The sequence below is a fragment of the Streptomyces sp. NPDC053427 genome, from assembly GCF_044544985.1.
Taxonomy (GTDB): Bacteria; Actinomycetota; Actinomycetes; order Streptomycetales; family Streptomycetaceae; genus Streptomyces.
This window is the reverse complement of the sequence record NZ_JBITYA010000001.1, coordinates 753874-773383: the sequence shown is the minus strand read 5'-3', so window position 1 is coordinate 773383 and position 19510 is coordinate 753874. Positions and strand designations below refer to the sequence as shown.

The following is a 19510-nucleotide window of genomic DNA, read 5'->3' as shown; positions in this document are numbered from 1 at the left end:
TGCCGCTCCGGTGCCCGGCCGCCATCGGGCACTGCCGTCGGGGCACAAAAAAGCCCCGCACCGAATTGACGGTCGGGGTATTTCCACGCGCATATTGGGAGCTTGCCTGCCTTGCGGCAAAAGCAAATAACTACCCATCCTTCACCGATAATGTATCCGAGCGGAGCTGAATTGTCAAACGTGTCGAACGAGGAATTGCAGAACGAGCAGGAATTCCTGGATCTGCTCCACGCGCGCCTCGCCGAAATGCGTGCCGGAGCGGAGACCGCGGTGAAGGCGGCCCTGCCGCTGGAGGGAAGCACCTTCCAGGCGCGGCTGGAGCGCGATGTGCTGGTGGCCGAGCAGTCCGGGCTGCTGGCCGCCTTCCATGCCGGGGAGAACGGCCTCTGCTTCGGCCGCCTCGTATTTCGCGACGGCCGCGATCACCACATCGGCCGGATCGGAATCCGGCGCGACGACCCGGAACGCACTCCGCTGGTCATCGACTGGCGGGCCGAGGTCGCCCGCCCCTTTTATCTCGCCACCGGGCACACCCCTATGGGATTGCGCCGCAGGCGGCACATCACGAGCCAGGGCCGCCGGGTCACCGCGCTGCACGACGAAATCCTGGACCTCGCCGACGCGGTACGCACCGGTCACGAGGGCACCGACGCGGACGCCGTCCTGCTCGCCGCGCTGGATGCGGCGCGCACCGGGCGGATGCACGACATCGTGCAGACCATCCAGGCAGACCAGGACCGGATCATCCGCGCCCCGCACCACGGCGTCCTCGTCGTGGAGGGCGGGCCCGGCACCGGCAAGACCGTGGTCGCGCTGCACCGCGCCGCGTATCTGCTGTACGCGCACCGCGAGCAGCTGGCCCGCCGGGCCGTGCTGATCGTCGGGCCCAACCCGGCGTTCATCGGCTACATCGGGGAGGTACTGCCCGCGCTCGGCGAGACGGGAGTCCTGCTCGCCACGCCCGCCGAGCTCTTCCCGGGCGTGACCGCGACCGGCACCGACACCGCCCGGGCCGCCGAGGTCAAGGGCGGTGCGGCGATGGCCCGGGCGCTGGCGCGCTTCGTGAGCGACCGGCAGGCCCTGCCCGACCCCGCGCTCGTGATCGCGCACGACGACGGCGAACTGGTACTGGACGCGGAACTGGCCGGCCGCGCCCGGCGCCTGGCGCGCGAGGCGCTGCTGCCGCACAACCTCGCCCGCCCGCACTTCGCGTTCCAGGTCATCGACGCGCTCACCGCGCAGCTGGCCGAACGGCTGGGCCATGACCCGTACGGCGGGCCGAACCTGCTCGGCCCCGACGACATCGCCCAGCTGGGGAAGGCTATCGCGGCCAGCGCCGACGTGCACGGTGCCATCGAGGAGTTGTGGCCGGTCCTCACCCCGCAGCGGCTGGTCGCCGACTTCCTCGCCGATCCCGTCCACCTTCCCGAGGCCGATGCGGCGGCGATCCGGCGCGTGGGCGGGGAGTGGACGCCCGCGGACGTGCCACTGCTGGACGAGGCCGCCGAGCTCCTCGGCGAGGACGACACGGCGGCCCGGGTCGCCGCGGAGGCCGAGCGCCAGGAGCTCATCGCCTACGCACAGGGTGTGCTCGACCTCTCCTACGGCTCGCGCACCCAGGAATTCGAGGACCGCGAGGACGAGGATTCGGAGGTGCTGGGCGTGCACGACCTGCTGGACGCGGAACGGCTCGCCGACCGGCACGAGGAGGCCGACCACCGCAGCGCCGCCGAACGCGCCGCGGCCGACCGCACCTGGGCCTTTGGACACATCATCGTCGATGAAGCGCAGGAGCTGTCCGCGATGGCCTGGCGGCTGCTGATGCGGCGCTGCCCCACCCGCTCGATGACCCTGGTGGGCGACCCGGCGCAGACCGCGGAGCCCGGCGGCTGCGGCGCGTGGGAGACGATCCTTGCGCCGTACGTCGACGACCGCTGGCAGCATGTCCGGCTCGGCGTCAACTACCGTACGCCGACCGAGATCATGGAGATCGCCGCCGAGGTGCCCCGGTCCGCGGACCCGTCCTTCGAGCCGCCGCGCTCGATCCGTTCCACGGGTATACGGCCGTGGGCGCGGCGCACCGACGACGTGGCCGGCGCGGTCGCCGAGGCGGTCGGGCGGGAGTCCCCTGCGGAGGGCCGTCTCGCGGTGATCGCCCCGCGCGCCCGTCACCGGGCCCTGTCCGCCGCCCTGCCGGCCGCCTCCGGCGGCGCCGCACCGGATCTGACCAGCCCGGTGGTGCTGCTCGACCCGCGGCAGGCCAAGGGCCTGGAGTTCGACACGGTGATCGTGGCGGCGCCGGAGGAGCTCGGGGCGAGCGACCTGTATGTCGCGCTGACCCGGGCGACCCAGCGGCTGGGCGTGGTCCACACGGGGGCGCTGCCGGCGGGGCTGGAGGCGCTGCCCTGGGGCCCTGAGGTGCCGTGACGATCCGGCAGGGCAGCGCCGGCGCGTCGTACCGGCGGCCGTGCCGGCACGTCGGCAGCAGCGGCGTCAGGCGCAGCACCAGCAGCCCGACCAGCAGGCACAGCGTGCCCCTTGGACGATGTGCTGCTGGGCGTCCTGCCTGCGGCGGTTGTTGTCCTCGATGAGGCGCAGGCCGGCGAGATGCGCGCCCAGGATGACGGTGAGGGCCGCGAGTTCCTCGGGCTCGGCCTTGCCACGGTCGATGCGCAGCGGCACCTCGGGGGGCTCGTTCGTAGTATCTATGCAGGTCACAGGCCCGACGTTAGGAGCGTCGGCGGGCACTGTCGTGCGGGGGCCCGGTCCGCGAGGGCCATTCGGGTGAAGGGTGCCGCGAAGGTGGCCGGCCGGTGCCGCGTGGTGCGGGCCGCGTGGCGCCGGCCGGCGCTCGGGCGTCCGTGGTCAGCCGCAGTTGCCGCTCGTCGGCCTGCCCGCGAAGCGGTCGGCGAGCCAGTCGGCGGCCGGGACGGCGCCCGCGATCGCACCGAGGACGTGCTCACCGAGCGGGATGGGGGTCCACTGGACGGTGGCGCCCCTGCCGCACCAGTCGGCCCTGAGCTGTTTGCCGACGCCGTACGGGATCAGTTCGTCGGCGGTCCCGTGGTAGAGGTACACCGGGGCGTCCGGCTCCCGGGTTCCGAGGTCGGAGGCGCGCATCCGCCGCTGCCAGTCCGGCTCGTACAGCGGGTTCTTGACGGTGACGTCGGAGATCTTCTTGAAGAGGCCGGCGACGGTCCCGACGGCCACGCAGTTCTTCTTCAGGAAATCGACGTAGTACCGGCCCTTGTCGTTGAGGTAGGTGTCCAGGCGCAGTTCGGGGAAGGCGGCGTCCTGGCCGACGGCGGCCATCAGGATCAGGCCGGCGCCGATGTTGCCGTCGTTGTGGTCGGCGGCCTTCAGCAGGTCGGCGGGCACGCCGCCGCTCGCGGTGCCCTCGACCCGGAGCTCGGGCGCGTAGGACCGGTGCAGTTCGGCGGCCCAGCCGCTGGCCTGGCCGCCCTGGGAGTAGCCCATGATGCCGACGGGTGAGTTCCGGTCGACTCCGGCCGCGGCCGCTTCGGGCAGCCGTTGGGCGGCGCGGGCCGCGTCGAGGACGGCCTGCCCTTCGGCGCGTCCGACGGTATAGGTGTGGTCGCCGGGGGTGCCCAGGCCCTCGTAGTCGGTGACCGCGACCGCCCAGCCGCGGGCGACGAGCCGCTGGATGAGACTGGCCTCCATGGTGGTGCCCTGGGGGAAGCCGGCCGAGGGCGCGCAGGAGTCGGCGAGGCCGACCGTGCCGACGGCGTAGGTGATCAGGGGACGGGTGCCCGTCCGGCCGTCCTTGGGGACGATGACCGTTCCGGAGACGGTGTTGGGGGTGCCCTTGGCGGTGGTGGAGCGGTAGGTGATGTGCCAGGCGCGGGTGTTGGTCGGCTGGCCGGGCAGCAGGCGGAAGGACGTGGGGGACGACGAGACGAGGTCGCCGGGGCTGTCGGCGGCCGTCCGGTCGGCGGCGGCGCCGCTGCCGGTGAGGCCGAGCGAGAGCGACAGGGCGGCCACGGCGGTGAGTGCGGCGGAGCGGAGGTGCATACGGCTCTCCCAACTGACGTCGATGCCAGGGTGGTTGGGGCGACCGTAATGACTCGCGGGTGAGGAGCGCGCTGACCGGGACGCTCAGCTTCGTTGACCCGGTGTCTCATGGCGGTGGACGGGAGGGGTCGCCGGGTGGGCAGGACGGGGACGGTCGGGGCGTGGAACGCGGGGAGGGTCGAGGCGGTGGACGAGGCTGTGCGTGGTCGCCGGTGGTGGTGTCCAGATCGTATGCACCCGTCGCGTGGCAGGCACCCTGCGTGCCTCCGTTCAGGCGGTAGGCACCGGGGGTGGTTCCCGTCCACCGCCGGAAAGCCCGGTGGAAGGCGGTGTCCTCCGAGAAGCCGATCCGCGCGGCGAGTTCGGCGAGGGGCTCCTGCCCCGCGGCCAGCGAGCTGATCGCCGCGTCCCGGCGCACCGCGTCCTTCAGTCGCTGGAAGGAGGTGCCCTCGGCCTGGAGGCGGCGCCGCAGCGTGGCCGGGCTGACCGCGAGCCGGGCCGCGACCTGACGGACCTCCGGCAGCCGCGCCGGGGGCCCGGCCCGCAGCGCCTGGGCGAGGCTGCGCCGCACCTGCTCGGACACGCTCGTGCCGTAGTCGCGGCGGGTCAGCAGATCGGCCGGCGCCCGCCGCAGCATCGCGGCCAGCGCGGTCTCGTCCCGTACGACGGGCGCGGCGAGCCAGTGCGCGTCCCAGCCCGCGGCGGTGCGCCGGGCGCCGAAGCGCACCGGACAGCCGAACAGGACGTCGTACTCGGGGGCGTGGACCGGCGCCGGGTAGGCGAACTGCGCCCAGCGCAGCGGGATGCGCCGCCCGATCAGCCAGCTGGAGAGCCGGTGCCAGATGATCAGCACGCATTCGGCGAGGAAGTTGCCCTGGTCGTAGGGGCGGAGGTCGCTGCGGACGGCGAAGACGGCCTCGTCGGGGCCTCCCCCGCTGTCGGCTTCGCTCGCCCGCCGCGGCCCTGCGCCGGTCTCCACCGCCATCCGGGGCCCGCCGGGGAACAGCCCGTAGAACCGCGCGGCCCGCTCCAGGGCCGAGCCGAGGTCGCGGCAGCCCAGGCAGGCGTGGCACATCATCGCGAAGGTGCCGCGGCGGCTGGGGACCGGGCCCAGGCCCAGGAATTCGTCGTCGGTGGCCCGGTGCAGGGCCTTGACCAGGCGGGTGAACTGTTCCGGGGTGACCCGGGCGCGGTCGTCGGCCAACAGCAACGGCGGAATCCGTGCGGTCTGCAGGAGCGGCACGGTGTCGATGCCGTGCCGCTCGGCGCCGCTCAGCGCGGCCCGCACATGGTGCATCGCGATCGTCGGGCGGTCGCTCATGGCCCGACACGGTAGCCGCAGTGCGCGAAGAGGTCAGCAGGCGTGACGGTTCGTTTCGTCCCCGCCGCTCCCCCGGCACTGCGGGCAACCGGGCGATGCCGTACGGGCGGTGAGGACCGGCGGCCGCCGCCCGTACCCGTGACGCCGCCTCAGCAGATCCGCGGCAGCTGCTCGCCCATGGGCAGATCGACGACCCGGGTGCCGCCGAGCGGGGTGTGCGCCACCACCATCCCCGGGTGTGCCGCGACGGCCTCACCGATGACCGTGGCGCCGGCACCCAGGGGGTGCGCGCGCATCGCGTCCAGCACGGCATCGGCATGCTCGCGCGGGACGAACGCCACGAGCTTGCCCTCGTTGGCGACGTACATCGGGTCGAGGCCGAGGATGGCGCAGGCGTTGGCGACGGTGGGCGGGACGGGGACGGCGCGTTCCTGGAGGGCGATGCCGGTGCCGGAGGCGGCGGCGATCTCGTTGAGGGCGGCGGCCAGGCCGCCGCGGGTGGGGTCGCGCAGCGCGTGCAGGTCCGGGGTGACCGCGAGCATCGTCTCGACCAGGCCGCCGAGGGCCGCGCAGTCGCTCTCGATCTCGACGCCGAATTCCAGGCCTTCGCGGACGCTCATGATGGCCACGCCGTGGACGCCGATGTCGCCGCTGACGATCACCACGTCGCCGGGCACCACCCGCTGCGGCCGCAGGTCGACGTCCGCCGGAATCAGCCCGATGCCCGCGGTGTTGAGGTACATCCCGTCGCCGTGGCCGGCCTCGACGACCTTGGTGTCGCCGGTGGCGACCTCGACCCCGGCGGTGCGTGCGGCGGCGCCCATCGCCTCGGCGACGCGGGCGACCACGGGCATTTCGACGCCCTCTTCGAGGATGAATCCGCAGGAGAGGTAGGCGGCCCGGGCGCCGCTCATGGCGAGGTCGTTGACGGTGCCGTTGACGGCGAGGTCGCCGATGCTGCCGCCGGGGAAGAACAGCGGACGGACGACGTAGGAGTCGGTGGAGAAGGCGAGGCGCAGACCGCCGAGCGTGACGGCCGCGGAGTCGCCGAGCTGGGCGAGGATGTCGCCGCCGAAGGCGGGAGCGAAGATCTCCTGGACGAGTTCGGCGGAGAGTGCGCCGCCTCCGCCGTGTCCCATGACGATGCGCGGCTGGTCCCGCAGGGGCATCGGGCAGGTCCAGCCGGAGATGTCCAGGGCAGGCAGGGAGGTGTCAGGCAACGGGGCTCGCCTCCAGCTTGGTGGGTGTGACGCCGAGTCGGCGGTAGAGGTAGTAGGCGGCGCAGGCTCCCTCGCTGGAGACCATGGTGGCGCCGAGTGGGGTGCGGGGGGTGCAGGTGGTGCCGAAGGCCTCGCACTCGTGGGGCTTGATCAGGCCCTGGAGGACCTCGCCGCTGCGGCAGGCGGCGGGCTCGCGGGTGGCGATGTCCGTGACCGAGAAGCGGTGTTCGGCGTCGAAGTCGCGGTAGCGGGCGGACAGCCGCCAGCCGCTGGCGGGGATGGTGCCGATGCCGCGCCAGGCGCGGTCGGTGACCTCGAAGACGTCGGCGAGCATGGCCTGGGCGGCCGGGTTGCCTTCGGTGCGGACGGCGCGCGGGTAGGCGTTGTCGACGGTGTGTTCGCCGCGCTCCAGTTGGCGGACGGTGCGGCGGATGCCCTCCAGGATGTCCAGCGGTTCGAAGCCGGTGACGACGATGGGGACCCGGAACCGTTCGGCCAGGGCCGGGTATTCGCCCATGCCCATGACGCTGCAGACGTGTCCCGCGGCGAGGAACGCCTGGACCCGGCAGCTCGGCGAGGTCATGATCGCCTCGATGGCGGGCGGTACCCGGACGTGCGAGACCAGCAGGCTGAAGTTGGGGATGCGGTGCCTGCGGGCCTGATACACCGTCATGGCGTTGGGCGGGGCGGTGGTCTCGAAGCCGATGCCGAAGAAGACCACCTCGCGGTCGGGGTTCTGCCGGGCGATCTTCAGGGCGTCGAGCGGCGAGTAGACGACCCGTACGTCGCCGCCCTCGCTGCGTACCCGGAACAGATCGCGGTCGGTTCCCGGCACCCGCAGCATGTCGCCGAAGGAGCAGAAGATCACCTCGGGGCGGGCGGCGATCTTCAGGGCCTTGTCGATGACCTCGAGCGGGGTCACACAGACGGGGCAGCCCGGCCCATGGATCAACTCGACGTTCTCCGGGAGGAGTTGGTCGATGCCATGGCGGATGATGGTGTGGGTCTGGCCGCCGCAGACCTCCATCAGCGCCCAGGGCCGGGTCACCGTGGCGCGGATGTCGTCGAGCAGCCGCCGGGCCAGCTCGGGGTCCTGGAACTCGTCCATGTACTTCACCGCTGCGCCTCCCGCGCTCCGTCGTTCACGGCGGGTCCCGGCAGGACGCCCGCCTCGGCGGCCGCCGCTTCCCAGGGGTCGCCGAACTCCTCCTGCAGCAGCCCGAGTTCCTCGAAGAGGGCGAGGGTCTGCCGGGCCGATTCCTCGTCCAGGCGCTGGAGCGCGAAGCCCACGTGGACGATCGCGTATTCGCCCACCGCGAGGTCCGGTACGTACTCCAGGCAGACCTCCTTGACCACGCCGCCGAAGTCGACGGTGGCCATCCGGGTGCCGTCCCGTTCCTCGATCTCCATCACCTTGCCGGGTACCGCCAGGCACATGGGTTTCTCCTCGTCGTGGGTGCGGTCGTGGGTACGGTGTCCGGCGCCTTCACCGGAATCCGCCGGCCGCGCGCGCCGCCACGACGAGCTGGCCGAGCGCCAGTCCCCCGTCGTTGGGCGGGACGCGGCGGTGGCGCAGGACGGTGAGGCCGTCCTGTCGCAGCAGGCGGGCGGTGGTGCCGGCCAGCAGGGTGTTGGCGAAGACGCCGCCGGTCAGGGCGACGGTCTCCAGGCCGGTGCGCTCGCGGGCCAGGGCGCAGCAGCGGCGGACGAGGGCGGCGACCGCGGTGTGGAAGCGGGCCGCGATCAGCGCCGGGGCGGTGCCGGCGCGGAGGTCGTCGACGACGGCGGCGAGTACGGGTGCGGGGTCGGCGAGGGCGGGCGCGGCGGGATCGGTGGCATCGAGCGCGAAGGTGTAGCCGGGGCCGTGGGCGGGCTGTGCGGTCAGCGCGGCGGCCTCGAGTTCGATCGCGGCCTGGGCCTCGTATCCGGCGTGGTGGCACACCCCGGCCAGCGAGGAGACCGCGTCGAAGAGGCGGCCCATGCTGGAGGTGGGGGTGCAGTGGAGGCCGCGTTCGAGCTGCCGCTCCAGCAGTCGTCGTTCGTCCGGCGGGCAGGCCGCGACCGGCGGCAGGTCGCCGGTCCAGTCGATGTCCGCGGCGCGCAGCTGGGCCAGCGCCATCCGGTACGGGCGCCGGACGGCGGCGTCGCCGCCGGGGAGCGGGACGTAGCGCAGCTGCCCGAAGCGGCGGTATCCGTCGTAGTCGGCGAGCAGGATCTCGCCGCCCCAGACGGCTCCGTCGTCGCCGTATCCGGTGCCGTCGAAGGCGACGCCGATGACGGGCCGGCCGCCGTCGAGGCCGTGTTCGGCCATGGCGGCCGCGATGTGTGCGTGGTGGTGCTGGACGTGGACCAGTGGCCGGCCGGCCGTGTGGCGCTCGGCCCAGCGGGTGGACCGGTAGCCGGGGTGGCGGTCGGCGGCGAGGAGTTCGGGCCGTACGCCGGTGACCGTCTCGAGGTGTTCCCCGGCCCTGCCGAAGGCCTCCTGCGTCGCGAGGTCGTCCATGTCGCCGATGTGCGCGGACAGCCATGCGCGGCGGCCCTCGCCGAGGCAGAGCACGTTCTTGAGGTCGCCGCCGACGGCGAGCGCGGGCGGTACGGGGAGGGGCAGCGGGACGGGGAGTGGCGCATAGCCGCGGGAGCGGCGTACGAACAGCGGCTCGCCGTCGCAGATCCGCACCACCGAGTCGTCGCAGGGGACCTGGATCGGGCGGTCGTGGGTGAGCCAGGCGTCGGCGAGGTGGGCGAGGCGGTGCAGGGCCTCGTCGTCGTCCGTGACGATCGGTTCGCCCGCGACATTTCCGCTGGTCATGACGAGCAGACGGGGGCCGGGGGGGTCGCCGGGCAGGCCGAACAGCAGGTGGTGCAGGGGGGTGTACGGGAGCATCACGCCGAGGTCGGGGCTGCCCGGGGCGACCGCGGGCGAGAGGTCCGGCGCGGGGTCCGGGGTGCGGCGGCGCAGCAGGACGATGGGCCGCACGGGGCCGGTGAGCAGGGCGTGTTCCTCGGCCGAGACGTGCACCAGGGTGTCGATGTCCGCAAGATGACGGGCCATCAGGGCGAAGGGTTTGTCGCCGCGGGCCTTGCGGCGGCGCAGCAGGGAGACGGCGGCGTCGTCGGCCGCGTTGCAGACGAGGTGGTAGCCGCCGAGGCCCTTGACGGCGACGATCGCGCCGTCGGCGAGGAGCCGGCGGGCGCCGGCCAGCGGATCGCCGCCGCGCGCGTGCGGTTGCCCGCCGACCAGGCGCAGGCGGGGTCCGCAGTCGTGGCAGGCGAGGGGCTGGGCGTGGAAGCGCCGGTCGGTCGGGTCGGCGTACTCGCGTGCGCAGCGGGGGCACATCGGGAAGCGGGCCATGGTCGTCTTGGCGCGGTCGTAGGGCAGCGCGGTGACGATGGTGAAGCGGGGGCCGCAGTGCGTGCAGGTGAGGAAGGGGTGCCGGTGGCGGCGGTCGGCCGGGTCGCGCAGTTCGGCCAGGCAGGCGTCGCAGGTGGCGACGTCCGGGGAGACCTGGGTGCGGGAGGGGCCGCCGGTGCGGGAGGGGAGGATGACGAAGCCGGTGCCGCCGGTGGCGGCGATGTCCTCACCGTCGACGGCCTCGACCACGGCGAGCGGTGGCGCGTCGCCGCGGATCCGGGCGGTGAAGCGGGCGACCGCGGCGGGTTCGCCCTCCACCTCGGCCAGGACGCCGTCGCCGGTGTTGGTCACCTGCCCGGTCAGTCCCAGTTCGGTGGCGAGGGTGTGGACGAACGGCCGGAACCCCACGCCCTGGACGACTCCGCGGACGGTGATCCGGCGGCGTACGGCGGCCGTCGCGGGGGCGGCGTCGACCTGCCGGACCGTCATGATCCGCTCTGTGCCAGGGAGTCGGGGGCGACGACGGAGGCGCGCTCGTGGGAGTGCGGGCGGCGGGCCATCACGGGGGTGTGGACCGGGGCGCCGTCGCGGGCCGCCAGCGCCCGGTCGAGCAGGGCGCCGTCGCCCTCGCCGCGCCGGGCCGAGGTGAACACGATCTCCACGCCGGGATTGACCCGTTCGACATGGGTGCGGAACGCCGTCTCGTCGAAGCCGACCGCCTCGGCGATATCGGCCTTGGTCACCACCACCAGGTGGGCGAGGCCGAAAGCGGTGGGGTACTTGAGCGGCTTGTCCTCGCCCTCGGTCACCGACGCCAGCACGATGCGCAGCGTCTCCCCCAGGTCGTAGGAGGCCGGGCAGACCAGGTTCCCGACGTTCTCGATGAACAGCAGCCGGGTGTCCGGCGGGAGCCAGCCGTCGAGGTGCCCGCTCAGCATTCCGGCTTCCAGGTGGCACAGCCCGTCGGTGAGGATCTGCTTGACGGGCACGCCGGACCGGGCCAGCCGCACGGCGTCGTGCTCGGTGGCCAGGTCGGCGGTGAGCGCCGCCACCGGCACTCCGCGCCGCCGGGCGAGGGTGAGTTCCCGCTCCAGCAGGGCCGTCTTGCCGCTGCCGGGGCTGGAGAGCAGGTTGACGACCGCGGTGCCCCGGGCCGCCAGCTCCTCGCGCAGCGTGCGGGCGCAGGCGTCGTTCTTGGCGAGGACGGCCTGTTGCAGGTCGACGACACGGCACATGGTTTCAGCGCTCCTGGTGGGTCGGTACGGGCAGCGGGGCGTCCTGCCAGCTGACGCTGACGATCCCCAGTTCACGGCCGGACAACAGCTCGGCGCTCGCCCCGCCGCACGTCGGGCAGCTCAGCTGCGGTGGCATGCCCACCGCCCAGGTGTCCGCGCAGGGGGCGCAGCGGGCGCGGGCCGGCACCAGCTCGGTGAGCAGTTCCGCGCCCTCGAGAACGGTTCCGGTGCAGGCGAGTTCGAAGGAGAAGGCGAGGGCGTCCGGGACCACTCCGGCCAGTTCGCCGACCTGGAGCCGGACGCTGCTGACCGAGGTGGCCCCGGCGGGCCGGGCCGCGCTTTCGACCTGGTCGACGACCGCCAGCGCGATGGACATCTCGTGCATCGGTCTCTCTCTGGTACGGGGCTCTCTCCGGTACGGGGACGCCCGGGTGCCGCTTGGCCCATTAGACGGCGCGGCCGCCGGGCGGCCGGGATGCCCCGCCGGGGCGGGCCGGAGGCGTCCGCCGTTCGGTGCAGCGCCGCCGGGTCACATGGCGCGCATACGGAGGTAGCGCTTGATGTCGGGCAGCTGGGAGACGAGGGCGGCGAGGACGACGGCGAGTGCCGCGCCGAGGACGAACTTGGGCATGGTGTCGGGTTCCTCTCACGGGTGGGTGGCGCTGGTGGACGGCCGGTCGTCGGCCGCGGTCGGTTCCGGGCCGCCGACCAGCCGCAGGATCAGCGCTACGGCCTCGTCGACCGCGGCGGCCACCGGCTCGCTCAGCCCGATGCCCTCCTCGACGTCGGCGGGTTCGCAGCCGACGACCAGGACGCGTTGCGGGCGGCGGCCGTCGGTGCCGTCGGCGAGCGTGCCGAGCAGGGCGAGCACGCTGTCCGGGGTCATGTGGTGGCCGTCGACCGCGGGGGGCCGCGGGCCGGCGGGGGCGGGGTCGGTGGCGTCGAGGAGGTAGACGGTGCCGGGCGCGCCGCCGCGTGCGGAGGCGTCGACGAGGAGCACCGTGTGGTAGCCGTCCAGCATCTGGTAGGCCAGATGCACCCCGCGGACGCCGACGTCGACGGCCTCGACATGGTCCGGCAGCCGGTGTTCGCCGAGCCGGCGGACGGCCTCGACGCCGAAGCCGTCGTCGCCGAGGAAGATGTTGCCGACACCGGCGATCAGCATGCGCGGCGGCTGCTCGGCGGGCGGGGTGCCGGCGCTCACGCATCCTCCAGGGGAGCGACCTCGTCGGGCTGGAAGTACAGGAACCGGCCCTGCTCGCGCCGGATGTCGGCGCCCGGGTCGCCCTCGACGGTCACCGCGAGGTGCACTCCGCCGTCCACGTCGTGGAGTACGGCCTCGATCTGCGCGCTGCGGCCGTGCAGAAAGAGGTCCTGGGCGTCGGTACGGCGCTTGCCGGGGCACAGCCGCACCCGGCTGCCGGCGCCGATCGAGCGGCCCTCGACGGTGACGCGGTCGCGGACGGGGTCGACGCTCCGGTCGCTCTCGGGGTCCCACCAGGGGGTTTCGGGGTGCAGGCCGGGCACGTCGGGGGTCAGGTCGTCCGGTGCGGCGGGTCCGGGCGGCCCGGTGACCTCGCGCAGCGCCCGGACGGCGCCGTGCAGCCGCTCCAGTACTTCGGGGGGCATCGTGTCGGCGAGGTCGATGACTTCGGCGGCCCGGGGGTCGGTGCCGCGCGCCTCGCGTTTCTCCTGGTCGGTGAGGGCGGCCGTGCGGAGGGCGAGGATCTCGTCGATCTCCAGGGCGTCGTAGAGCGCGCCGGGGCTTTCGGGGGCGATGGCCGGGTGGTCCTCCAGGATGATCGGGGAGGAGAGGACCACATCGGCGCGGCCGGGCTCGCCGGCCAGGACGGGCCAGGTGTGCTGGTTGCGGCAGGCCGCGGCGGCGCCCTTGGCCCACTCGGGCGGGTCGGTCAGGGACAGGAAGGAGCCGGTGTCGATGCCGAGCAGGAGATGGGCCGCGACGAGCGCGCGGGGCAGCGCCGCGTCCCGGTCGGCGGCGGCGCCGTCGGGGGTCCAGGTGCTGGTGTTCTCGACGGTGGCGGTCAGCCGCAACGCCGCGTAGGGGCCGTCGAGTTCCGTCGCGGTGAGCCGCAGCAGGCCCTCGATCTCCTCGCAGCGGCGCACCAGCCGTCCGACCTGTTCCCCGTCCGCGCCGTACACCGGCTCGGTCTCCTCCCGGGCGGGGCGGGAGAAGGGGATGGTGCATCCCGCGCCGTGGAGTGCGGCGACGTCGACGACGGCGGTGATGCTCTCCTCCACGCCTTCGTCCCAGGGGACCAGCACCCGGTCGGGGAGTTCGAGTTCCTGGACGGTCCCGAACGCGCCGTCGGGGCCGAGTCGTTGGACCGTGCGGCGCTGGGCCTGCAGAAAGCGCAGTTCGGCGGAGAGCCGGGCGCCGGACCGGGGCTCCATCAGGCATTCGGTGCGCTGGAAGGAGTGCTCTTCGCGCTCGGCGCCCCAGTGGGGCGGGACCAGGACGCCGAACTGCCAGCGCAGTCGGTTCTTGGCGGCGGAGGCGCGGTAGGGGTAGAGCACATAGCCCTCGAACAGCACCGCGTCCGCCACCTGGCGGGCGGCGGTGAAACGGGCCGCCATCTCGTCGGGCAGAACGCTGGTGGTCACGGCGCGGTCCTTTCGGCGGCGGGCCGGGCGGCGGTGAAGGGGCGCCGGGACGGCAGGGGTGTCTGCGCCGGCCTTGCGGCGGCGGGGGACGGTTCGGCGGCTCGGGCGCCGTCGAGCAGCGCCTCGACGGTCGCCTCCCAGGAGGGCAGGGCGTGCCGGGAGCGGAAGGCGAGCAGCGCGTCGAGGGTCTCGCGCCGCAGCCGGAGCCAGCCGCAGCCCGGGAAGTGCTGCTCGGTCATCTCCTGCCAGACCGCCACCGGCATCCGGTACGGCGCCTCCTTGTCCCAGGGGACGGGAACGACGCTGAAGCCGCCGGGGCCGGCGAACACCGTTCCGGAGAACAGCAGCAGGAGGGGGACTTCTCCGTCGCGCAGCGCGTGGAAGTAGCGGGCCGCGGCGATGTCCATGTCGTAGGTGCAGGGGACGGGCAGGTCGACCTCGGTCGTGCCGGTGAAGCCGGGGACGACGAGGGAGACCTGCGCGAAGCGGAGGGGGTTGAGGGTGCTGCCCCAGCGGGAGCGCTCGCCGAAGAGGTCGGTCAGCGCCTCCGCCTCGTCGGACGCATAGCCGCGGCGGGCGGGCTCGATGCGGATCTGGCAGCGCAGCGCGATGGCGTGCACCCGGGCGGGGTCGGCGGCGGTGATACGCAGCCGGAAGACGAGGGTGGGTCCGGCGGCGTAGGGGTCGGCGCGGACGCCGGTGCAGACGAAGGAGAGGTCGGTCACGGCCGGTCGGCCTCCCTCAGCGGGCGGGCGCGGCTCGCGACGCGGGCGAAGAAGTCGGTGAGGGCGGCACGTGCTTCGGCGCCGCCGTCGAAGCCCTGCCAGAGCAGCCGCATCCGGCCGACGAGTTCGTAGCAGATGTCGACGGGGACCAGGAAGCAGTCGATCGATCCCTCCGCGCGGCGCACCAGCAGGGCCTCCACATCGGGTGCGAGGAGGCGGGCCAGGGTGGTGGCGCCCAGGACGGTTTCCCAGGTACCGGGGTCGAGTTCGCTCTCGGTGGCGCCGGCCGGGCTGGGGTAGAGCGCAACCAGCCGGTCCAGGTCGGTGTTCTTCAGGAAGAAGGCGACGCCGACGGGGATCTGGAGGAGGTCCCAGGTCGCGGCGTCGAGGGTGTGGCCCGGGTCGACGAGACAGCGGTCCGGGACGGTCCGGAACTGTCCGGCGCCGGGCCGGTCGAAGAGCAGGGCACAGGGGGTGCAGGCACATGCCAGCGCGCGGCGTTCGGTGTCGACCAGGTGGCGGTGGTTGTGGTCGGCGAGCTGCTCGCCGCACAGCTCGCAGCGTTCGGGGGTGGGTGGCTGGGGTGCACGGAATCTGCGCAGGCCCCGGTGGGCGGTGGGTGCTCCGGGGCGCGCGGGCGCGGTGGGCGGGGCGCTCACGAGGCCGTGGCGGCGGTCGGCGGGCGGCGCGAGATCTGCAGCAGCGTCGGCTCCGGCCCGGCCCCGGCCGTCTCCAGCCGCACCGAGGTCACCTCGGGCGCGAAGCAGGACAGGGCGCTTTCGAAGGCCTGCTGGGCCGCCTGCGCCGTGCTCGGGCAGCCGCAGCCGCCCGAGGTGCGGGGCCGCAGACGCAGCACGCCGCTGTCCGTGTCGAAGCCCACGGTCTCGGCGGGGTGCTGCGACCGGACGGTCTCCAGGGCGCGGCCGATCCGGGTCGTGACGTTCTCCGGGTGCAGCTCGTGCAGTACGAGCAGGGAGGCCACGAGTTCATCGCCCAGCAGGGCCGGTTGCCGGTCCTCGCCGAGGAGCTCGAGGATCCGGGCGAGTCCGGCGCCGTAGAAGTCCATCAGGGCGCGGACGAGTTCCTCGGCGGCCGCGCCGGCATCGGTGTTGCCGTCGGCGGCGAGCCGGTCGAGGATCTCCTCGACCCGTCGGCCGGTGGTCTCGACGGCCGGCGCGGTGGCCGGGGCCGTGGCCGTGGCGCTCATCCGGCCAGTCCGCTCAGGCCGGTGGGCACATGCATCTTCTCCACGGTCTTGCCGTTGCCGACGTACATATGGACGCCGCAGGGCAGACAGGGGTCGAAGCTGCGCACCGCGCGCATGATGTCGATGCCCTTGAAGTTCTCCGGGGTGTTCTCCTCGAAGATCGGGGTGTTCTGAACGGCGTCCTCGTAGGGGCCCGGCGTGCCGTAGGTGTCGCGGGTGCTGGCGTTCCAGGGGGTCGGCGGATACGGGTGATAGTTGGCGATCTTCCCGTCCCTGATGACCATGTGGTGCGAGAGCACACCGCGCACGGCCTCGGTGAATCCGCAGCCGATCGATTCGTCGGGAACCTCGAACTTCTCCCAGGTCTGGGTGCGTCCGGCGCGGACCTCCTCCAGCCCCTGCTCCGCGAAGTGCAGTGCCATGGCCGCCGCGTAGGCCTGGAAGTACGTCCGGGCGCGGTTGCGCTCCAGCGCGTTGCTCCACTTCGGGATCTTCCACTCGAAGCGGGTCTCGGGCTTGGTCATGCTGCGCGGCAGGTCGATGACGACGCTCTGGCCGGTGGCCTTGACGTAGGGGGTGTCGACGAGTCCGGAGAGCGCGGTGGACCACAGCCGGGCGATCGGGCCGCCGCCGGTGTCCAGCGCCAGATGCTCCTTGCCGTCGAACCAGCGGGGCGACATCACCCAGCTGTATTTGTCGTTGAAGTCGCGCTTCTGCGGGGCGGGGATGGTGTGCTGGTTCCACGGGTGGCGCGGGTCGACGGGGTTGCCGAGCGGGTCGTGGGTGACGAACTGCTCCTGGCCTTCCCAGTCCTGGTAGTAGGAGCTGCCGAGCAGGATCCGGATGCCCAGGTTGATCTGGGTGAGGTCGTTGGTGACCAGCTTGCCGTCGACGATGATGCCCGGGGTGACGAACATCTTCCGTCCCCAGTCCGTCATGTTGCGGTAGGTGAAGTCGCAGTGCTCGGGGTCGTTGAGCGCGCCCCAGCAGCCGAGCAGTACCCGCCGCTGACCGACCTGTTCGTAGCCGGGCAGCGCCTCGTAGAAGAAGTCGAACAGGTCGTCATGAAGGGGCACGACGCGCTTCATGAACTCGACGTAGCGCATCAGCCGGCTCATGTAGTCGGTGAACAGCTGCACGCTGGCGACCGTGCCGACGCCGCCCGGGTAGAGCGTGGAGGGGTGCACATGGCGGCCCTCCATGAGGCAGAACATCTCGCGCGTATAGCGGCTGACCTGGAGTGCCTCGCGGTAGAACTCGCCCTCGATGGGGTTGAGGGAGGTCATGATGTCGGCGATGGTGCGGAAGCCGTGGTCGCCGGCGTGCGGGGCCTCGGTGCGCTGGGCCAGCTCCCAGACCCCGGGGTTGGTCTCCCGGACCATCTTCTCGCAGTAGTCGACGCCGACCAGGTTCTCCTGGAAGATGTTGTGGTCGAACATGTACTCGGCGGACTCGCCGAGGTTGATGATCCACTCCCCCAGGTGCGGCGGCTTCACGCCGTAGGCCATGTTCTGCGTGTACACCGAGCAGGTGGCGTGATTGTCGCCGCAGATACCGCAGATCCGGCTGGTGATGAAGTGTGCGTCGCGCGGGTCCTTGCCGCGCATGAAGACGCTGTAGCCGCGGAAGACGGACGAGGTGCTGTAGCACTCCGCCACCCGCTTCTGCTTGAAGTCGATCTTGGTGTGGATGCCGAGGCTGCCCACGATCCGGGTGATCGGATCCCAGGACATCTCCGTCAGACCGCTGCCGTCACCGGCCGCCTTCGTCTTCGGTGCCATCGTGTGTGCCGTGCCCTTCTTTAGCGCGCGGGAGGAGAGGTGGTCTGACGCCATGGGTCTGGCTGTGCGGATCTGAACTGTGCGGGTCCGGCCGTGCCACGTCCGGCAGGAGCGTCCGGGCACCGGCCCCTGACGGGAGATCAGGGGCCGGGCGCGCGTCGGCCGGGCGATCGGTGGTGCGGCGATCGGGCCCGGCCGGTTTCGGGGCGTACGGTCACCAAGGCGACCGGTAGCCGGTGGTCAGTTTGCCGCCGCGGTGGCGCCACTTGGGCTCGTGGTCGACGGTCCTGGCGGTGATGTCGCGCAGTCGGCGGACGAGACTGCCGTAGGTGGCGCTCGCGGTGCTGGAGACCTTGCTGCCGGGCGGCTCGTCCATGAACGGCATGAATTTGTCGGGGAAGCCGGGCATGGTGCAGGCGATGCAGATACCACCGACGTTCGGGCAGCCGCCGATGCCATCCATCCAGCCCCGCTTGGGCACGTTGCATTTCACCACGGGACCCCAGCATCCGAGCTTCACCAGGCACTTGGGCGAGTCGTAGGTGGTGGCGAACTGGCCCTGCTCGTAGTAGCCGGCCCGGTCGCAGCCCTCGTGCACGGTGGCACCGAACAGCCAGGACGGCCGCAGCTGGTCGTCCAGCGGAATCATCGGGGCCGAGCCCGCCGCCTGGTAGAGCAGATAGGTCAGCGTCTCCGAGAAGTTGTCGGGCTGGATCGGGCAGCCGGGCACGCACACGATCGGGATGCCGGCCTTGGACTTCCAGTCCCAGCCCAGATAGTCGGGCACACCCATCGCGCCGGTCGGGTTGCCGGCCATCGCGTGGATTCCGCCGTAGGTGGCACAGGTGCCGATCGCGACGACGGCCAGCGCCTTGGGGGCGAGCCGGTCGATCCACTCGCTGGTGGTGATCGGCTGGCCGGTCTCGGGGTTGTCGCCGAAGCCGCACCAGTACCCCTCCGGCTTGATCGACTCGTTCGGGATGGAACCCTCGACGACCAGCACGAACGGGTCGATCTCGCCGCGTTCCCCCTTGAAGAACCACTCGATGAAGGTGTCCGCGCCCTGCGTCGGACCGCATTCGAAGTCGATCAGCGGCCAGTGCACCTGGACCTTGGGCAGGCCGGGCAGCACGCTGAGCGCGATCTCCTCGATGCTCGGCTGGGTCGCCGCGGTCAGCGACACAGAGTCGCCGTCGCAGCTGAGACCCGCGTTGATCCACAACACATGAATCGGGGCCTCGTCCTCACCGGACGGGCTCCCGTTCGCTTGCGCGCGGTCGGCGGCGGTCGGCGGTGCTGCATCCATGGGGATGCCTCCTCGCAGGGGCGCATTGCAGGGGTATGCGACAAAAGCACGGATTACGGCTTCCGTCCCTTTGGTAGCACCGATCGCCTCGCCCCGGGCAGTCACGCGGTCCATTCCGGTGAGGGGGCGTGGCGCGCGTCCCGCGGCCCGCTCGGCAGGCGACGGCGGGCAGTCGCCCTGCGGCGGAGGTGGCTCTGGGGCGTAGGTGGCCCTGGGGCATAGGCGGCCGGGGGCACCCGCATCACCGGCGTCACCCGCGTCTCCCGCATCACCCGGCGGAACTCCGCGATCATCTGCGACCGGCCGCGGTACCCCGCCTCCCCGACCGGCCGCGCCCAGGAGGCGCCCCGGAGGCGCCCCGCGCTCCGGCCAGGTCCGCGCTCCGGCCAGGTCCGTACGCGCCCCGCTCAGCCGCGCGTATCGCGTCGGCCCACTCCGACGGCGGCGCGAAGACGTTGCGCAGCCGACGCTCGCCGGCACCCATCTGGCGGGCCGCCTCGTCCGCCGTACGGCGGGGCGCCCAGGGCGCACCGAGAGCACGGCCCTCGCCGTTCGGACCACCCGCCGCGGGCGGCCTCCCCCGCCACCCGGTCCGGCAGCAATCCCTCGATCAGCTCATCGGCCCGTACTCCGGCAGCGCGGGCGCGGCACGCGGGCCCGAGCCGGATCCGCGACGGCCCGGCGGCAGCTCTCGGGTGCCGGGCCG

The 19510-nt window shown here is 72.9% G+C and carries 18 protein-coding genes; 1 reads left to right on the top strand and 17 read right to left on the bottom strand.

Translation table 11 applies throughout. The features are described from left to right. Positions 1-195 precede the first annotated feature (195 nt). On the top strand, positions 196-2427 hold the full coding sequence (locus tag ACIGWZ_RS02965) for a HelD family protein (RefSeq protein WP_400060796.1): 2232 nt from the start codon (positions 196-198) through the stop codon (positions 2425-2427). Between the two features lie 66 nt (positions 2428-2493). Here ACIGWZ_RS02965 and ACIGWZ_RS02960 read toward each other — a convergent pair whose 3' ends face one another. From ACIGWZ_RS02960 to ACIGWZ_RS02880, 17 genes are all read right to left on the bottom strand, one after another. Further along, positions 2494-2718, bottom strand: a complete 225-nt coding sequence (locus ACIGWZ_RS02960) for an acyl-CoA carboxylase subunit epsilon (RefSeq protein ID WP_400060139.1) — start codon at positions 2716-2718, stop codon at positions 2494-2496. Between the two features lie 147 nt (positions 2719-2865). After that, positions 2866-4032 (bottom strand): lipase family protein, encoded by a 1167-nt coding sequence (locus ACIGWZ_RS02955; protein ID WP_400060137.1) that lies wholly within the window; start codon positions 4030-4032, stop codon positions 2866-2868. Positions 4033-4138: 106 nt separating this feature from the next. Continuing rightward, on the bottom strand, positions 4139-5353 hold the full coding sequence (locus ACIGWZ_RS02950) for an AraC family transcriptional regulator ligand-binding domain-containing protein (protein WP_400060135.1): 1215 nt from the start codon (positions 5351-5353) through the stop codon (positions 4139-4141). A gap of 149 nt (positions 5354-5502) precedes the next feature. Next, the gene (gene hypE / locus ACIGWZ_RS02945; protein ID WP_400060794.1) at positions 5503-6522 is read right to left on the bottom strand and encodes a hydrogenase expression/formation protein HypE; all 1020 of its coding nucleotides are present in this window, start codon (positions 6520-6522) and stop codon (positions 5503-5505) included. A 43-nt stretch (positions 6523-6565) separates the two neighbouring features. Next, the gene (hypD, locus tag ACIGWZ_RS02940; RefSeq protein WP_400060133.1) at positions 6566-7690 is read right to left on the bottom strand and encodes a hydrogenase formation protein HypD; all 1125 of its coding nucleotides are present in this window, start codon (positions 7688-7690) and stop codon (positions 6566-6568) included. After that, the gene (locus tag ACIGWZ_RS02935) at positions 7687-8010 is read right to left on the bottom strand and encodes a HypC/HybG/HupF family hydrogenase formation chaperone (protein ID WP_400060131.1); all 324 of its coding nucleotides are present in this window, start codon (positions 8008-8010) and stop codon (positions 7687-7689) included. The genes hypD and ACIGWZ_RS02935 overlap by 4 nt, the downstream gene beginning before the upstream one ends. Positions 8011-8059: 49 nt before the next feature. Continuing rightward, positions 8060-10414 carry a carbamoyltransferase HypF gene (gene hypF / locus ACIGWZ_RS02930; RefSeq protein ID WP_400060130.1) on the bottom strand — a complete coding sequence of 785 codons (2355 nt, stop codon included), beginning with the start codon at positions 10412-10414 and terminating at the stop codon, positions 8060-8062. Further along, positions 10411-11160 carry a hydrogenase nickel incorporation protein HypB gene (gene hypB / locus ACIGWZ_RS02925; RefSeq protein WP_400060128.1) on the bottom strand — a complete coding sequence of 250 codons (750 nt, stop codon included), beginning with the start codon at positions 11158-11160 and terminating at the stop codon, positions 10411-10413. The genes hypF and hypB overlap by 4 nt, the downstream gene beginning before the upstream one ends. A gap of 4 nt (positions 11161-11164) precedes the next feature. Next, positions 11165-11545, bottom strand: coding sequence for a hydrogenase maturation nickel metallochaperone HypA (locus ACIGWZ_RS02920; RefSeq protein ID WP_400060126.1), 381 nt, complete (start codon positions 11543-11545; stop codon positions 11165-11167). 144 nt (positions 11546-11689) lie between these two features. After that, entirely contained in the window at positions 11690-11791 is a 102-nt protein-coding gene (locus tag ACIGWZ_RS02915; RefSeq protein ID WP_400060124.1) for a DUF6893 family small protein, read from the bottom strand. Positions 11792-11806: 15 nt separating this feature from the next. Further along, entirely contained in the window at positions 11807-12325 is a 519-nt protein-coding gene (locus tag ACIGWZ_RS02910; protein WP_400060792.1) for a hydrogenase maturation protease, read from the bottom strand. A gap of 35 nt (positions 12326-12360) precedes the next feature. Further along, entirely contained in the window at positions 12361-13758 is a 1398-nt protein-coding gene (locus ACIGWZ_RS02905; RefSeq protein ID WP_400060790.1) for a hypothetical protein, read from the bottom strand. Positions 13759-13781: 23 nt separating this feature from the next. Then, entirely contained in the window at positions 13782-14510 is a 729-nt protein-coding gene (locus tag ACIGWZ_RS02900) for a DUF6084 family protein (protein ID WP_400060122.1), read from the bottom strand. Further along, the gene (locus ACIGWZ_RS02895) at positions 14507-15169 is read right to left on the bottom strand and encodes a DUF5947 family protein (protein WP_400060121.1); all 663 of its coding nucleotides are present in this window, start codon (positions 15167-15169) and stop codon (positions 14507-14509) included. Before ACIGWZ_RS02895 ends, ACIGWZ_RS02900 begins: the two co-directional genes overlap by 4 nt. After that, positions 15166-15717 carry a hypothetical protein gene (locus ACIGWZ_RS02890; protein ID WP_400060119.1) on the bottom strand — a complete coding sequence of 184 codons (552 nt, stop codon included), beginning with the start codon at positions 15715-15717 and terminating at the stop codon, positions 15166-15168. Before ACIGWZ_RS02890 ends, ACIGWZ_RS02895 begins: the two co-directional genes overlap by 4 nt. Continuing rightward, the gene (locus tag ACIGWZ_RS02885) at positions 15714-17498 is read right to left on the bottom strand and encodes a nickel-dependent hydrogenase large subunit (RefSeq protein WP_400060117.1); all 1785 of its coding nucleotides are present in this window, start codon (positions 17496-17498) and stop codon (positions 15714-15716) included. Before ACIGWZ_RS02885 ends, ACIGWZ_RS02890 begins: the two co-directional genes overlap by 4 nt. 214 nt (positions 17499-17712) lie before the next feature. Continuing rightward, entirely contained in the window at positions 17713-18804 is a 1092-nt protein-coding gene (locus ACIGWZ_RS02880) for a hydrogenase expression protein HypE (RefSeq protein ID WP_400060115.1), read from the bottom strand. Between the last annotated feature and the right edge of the window lie 706 nt (positions 18805-19510).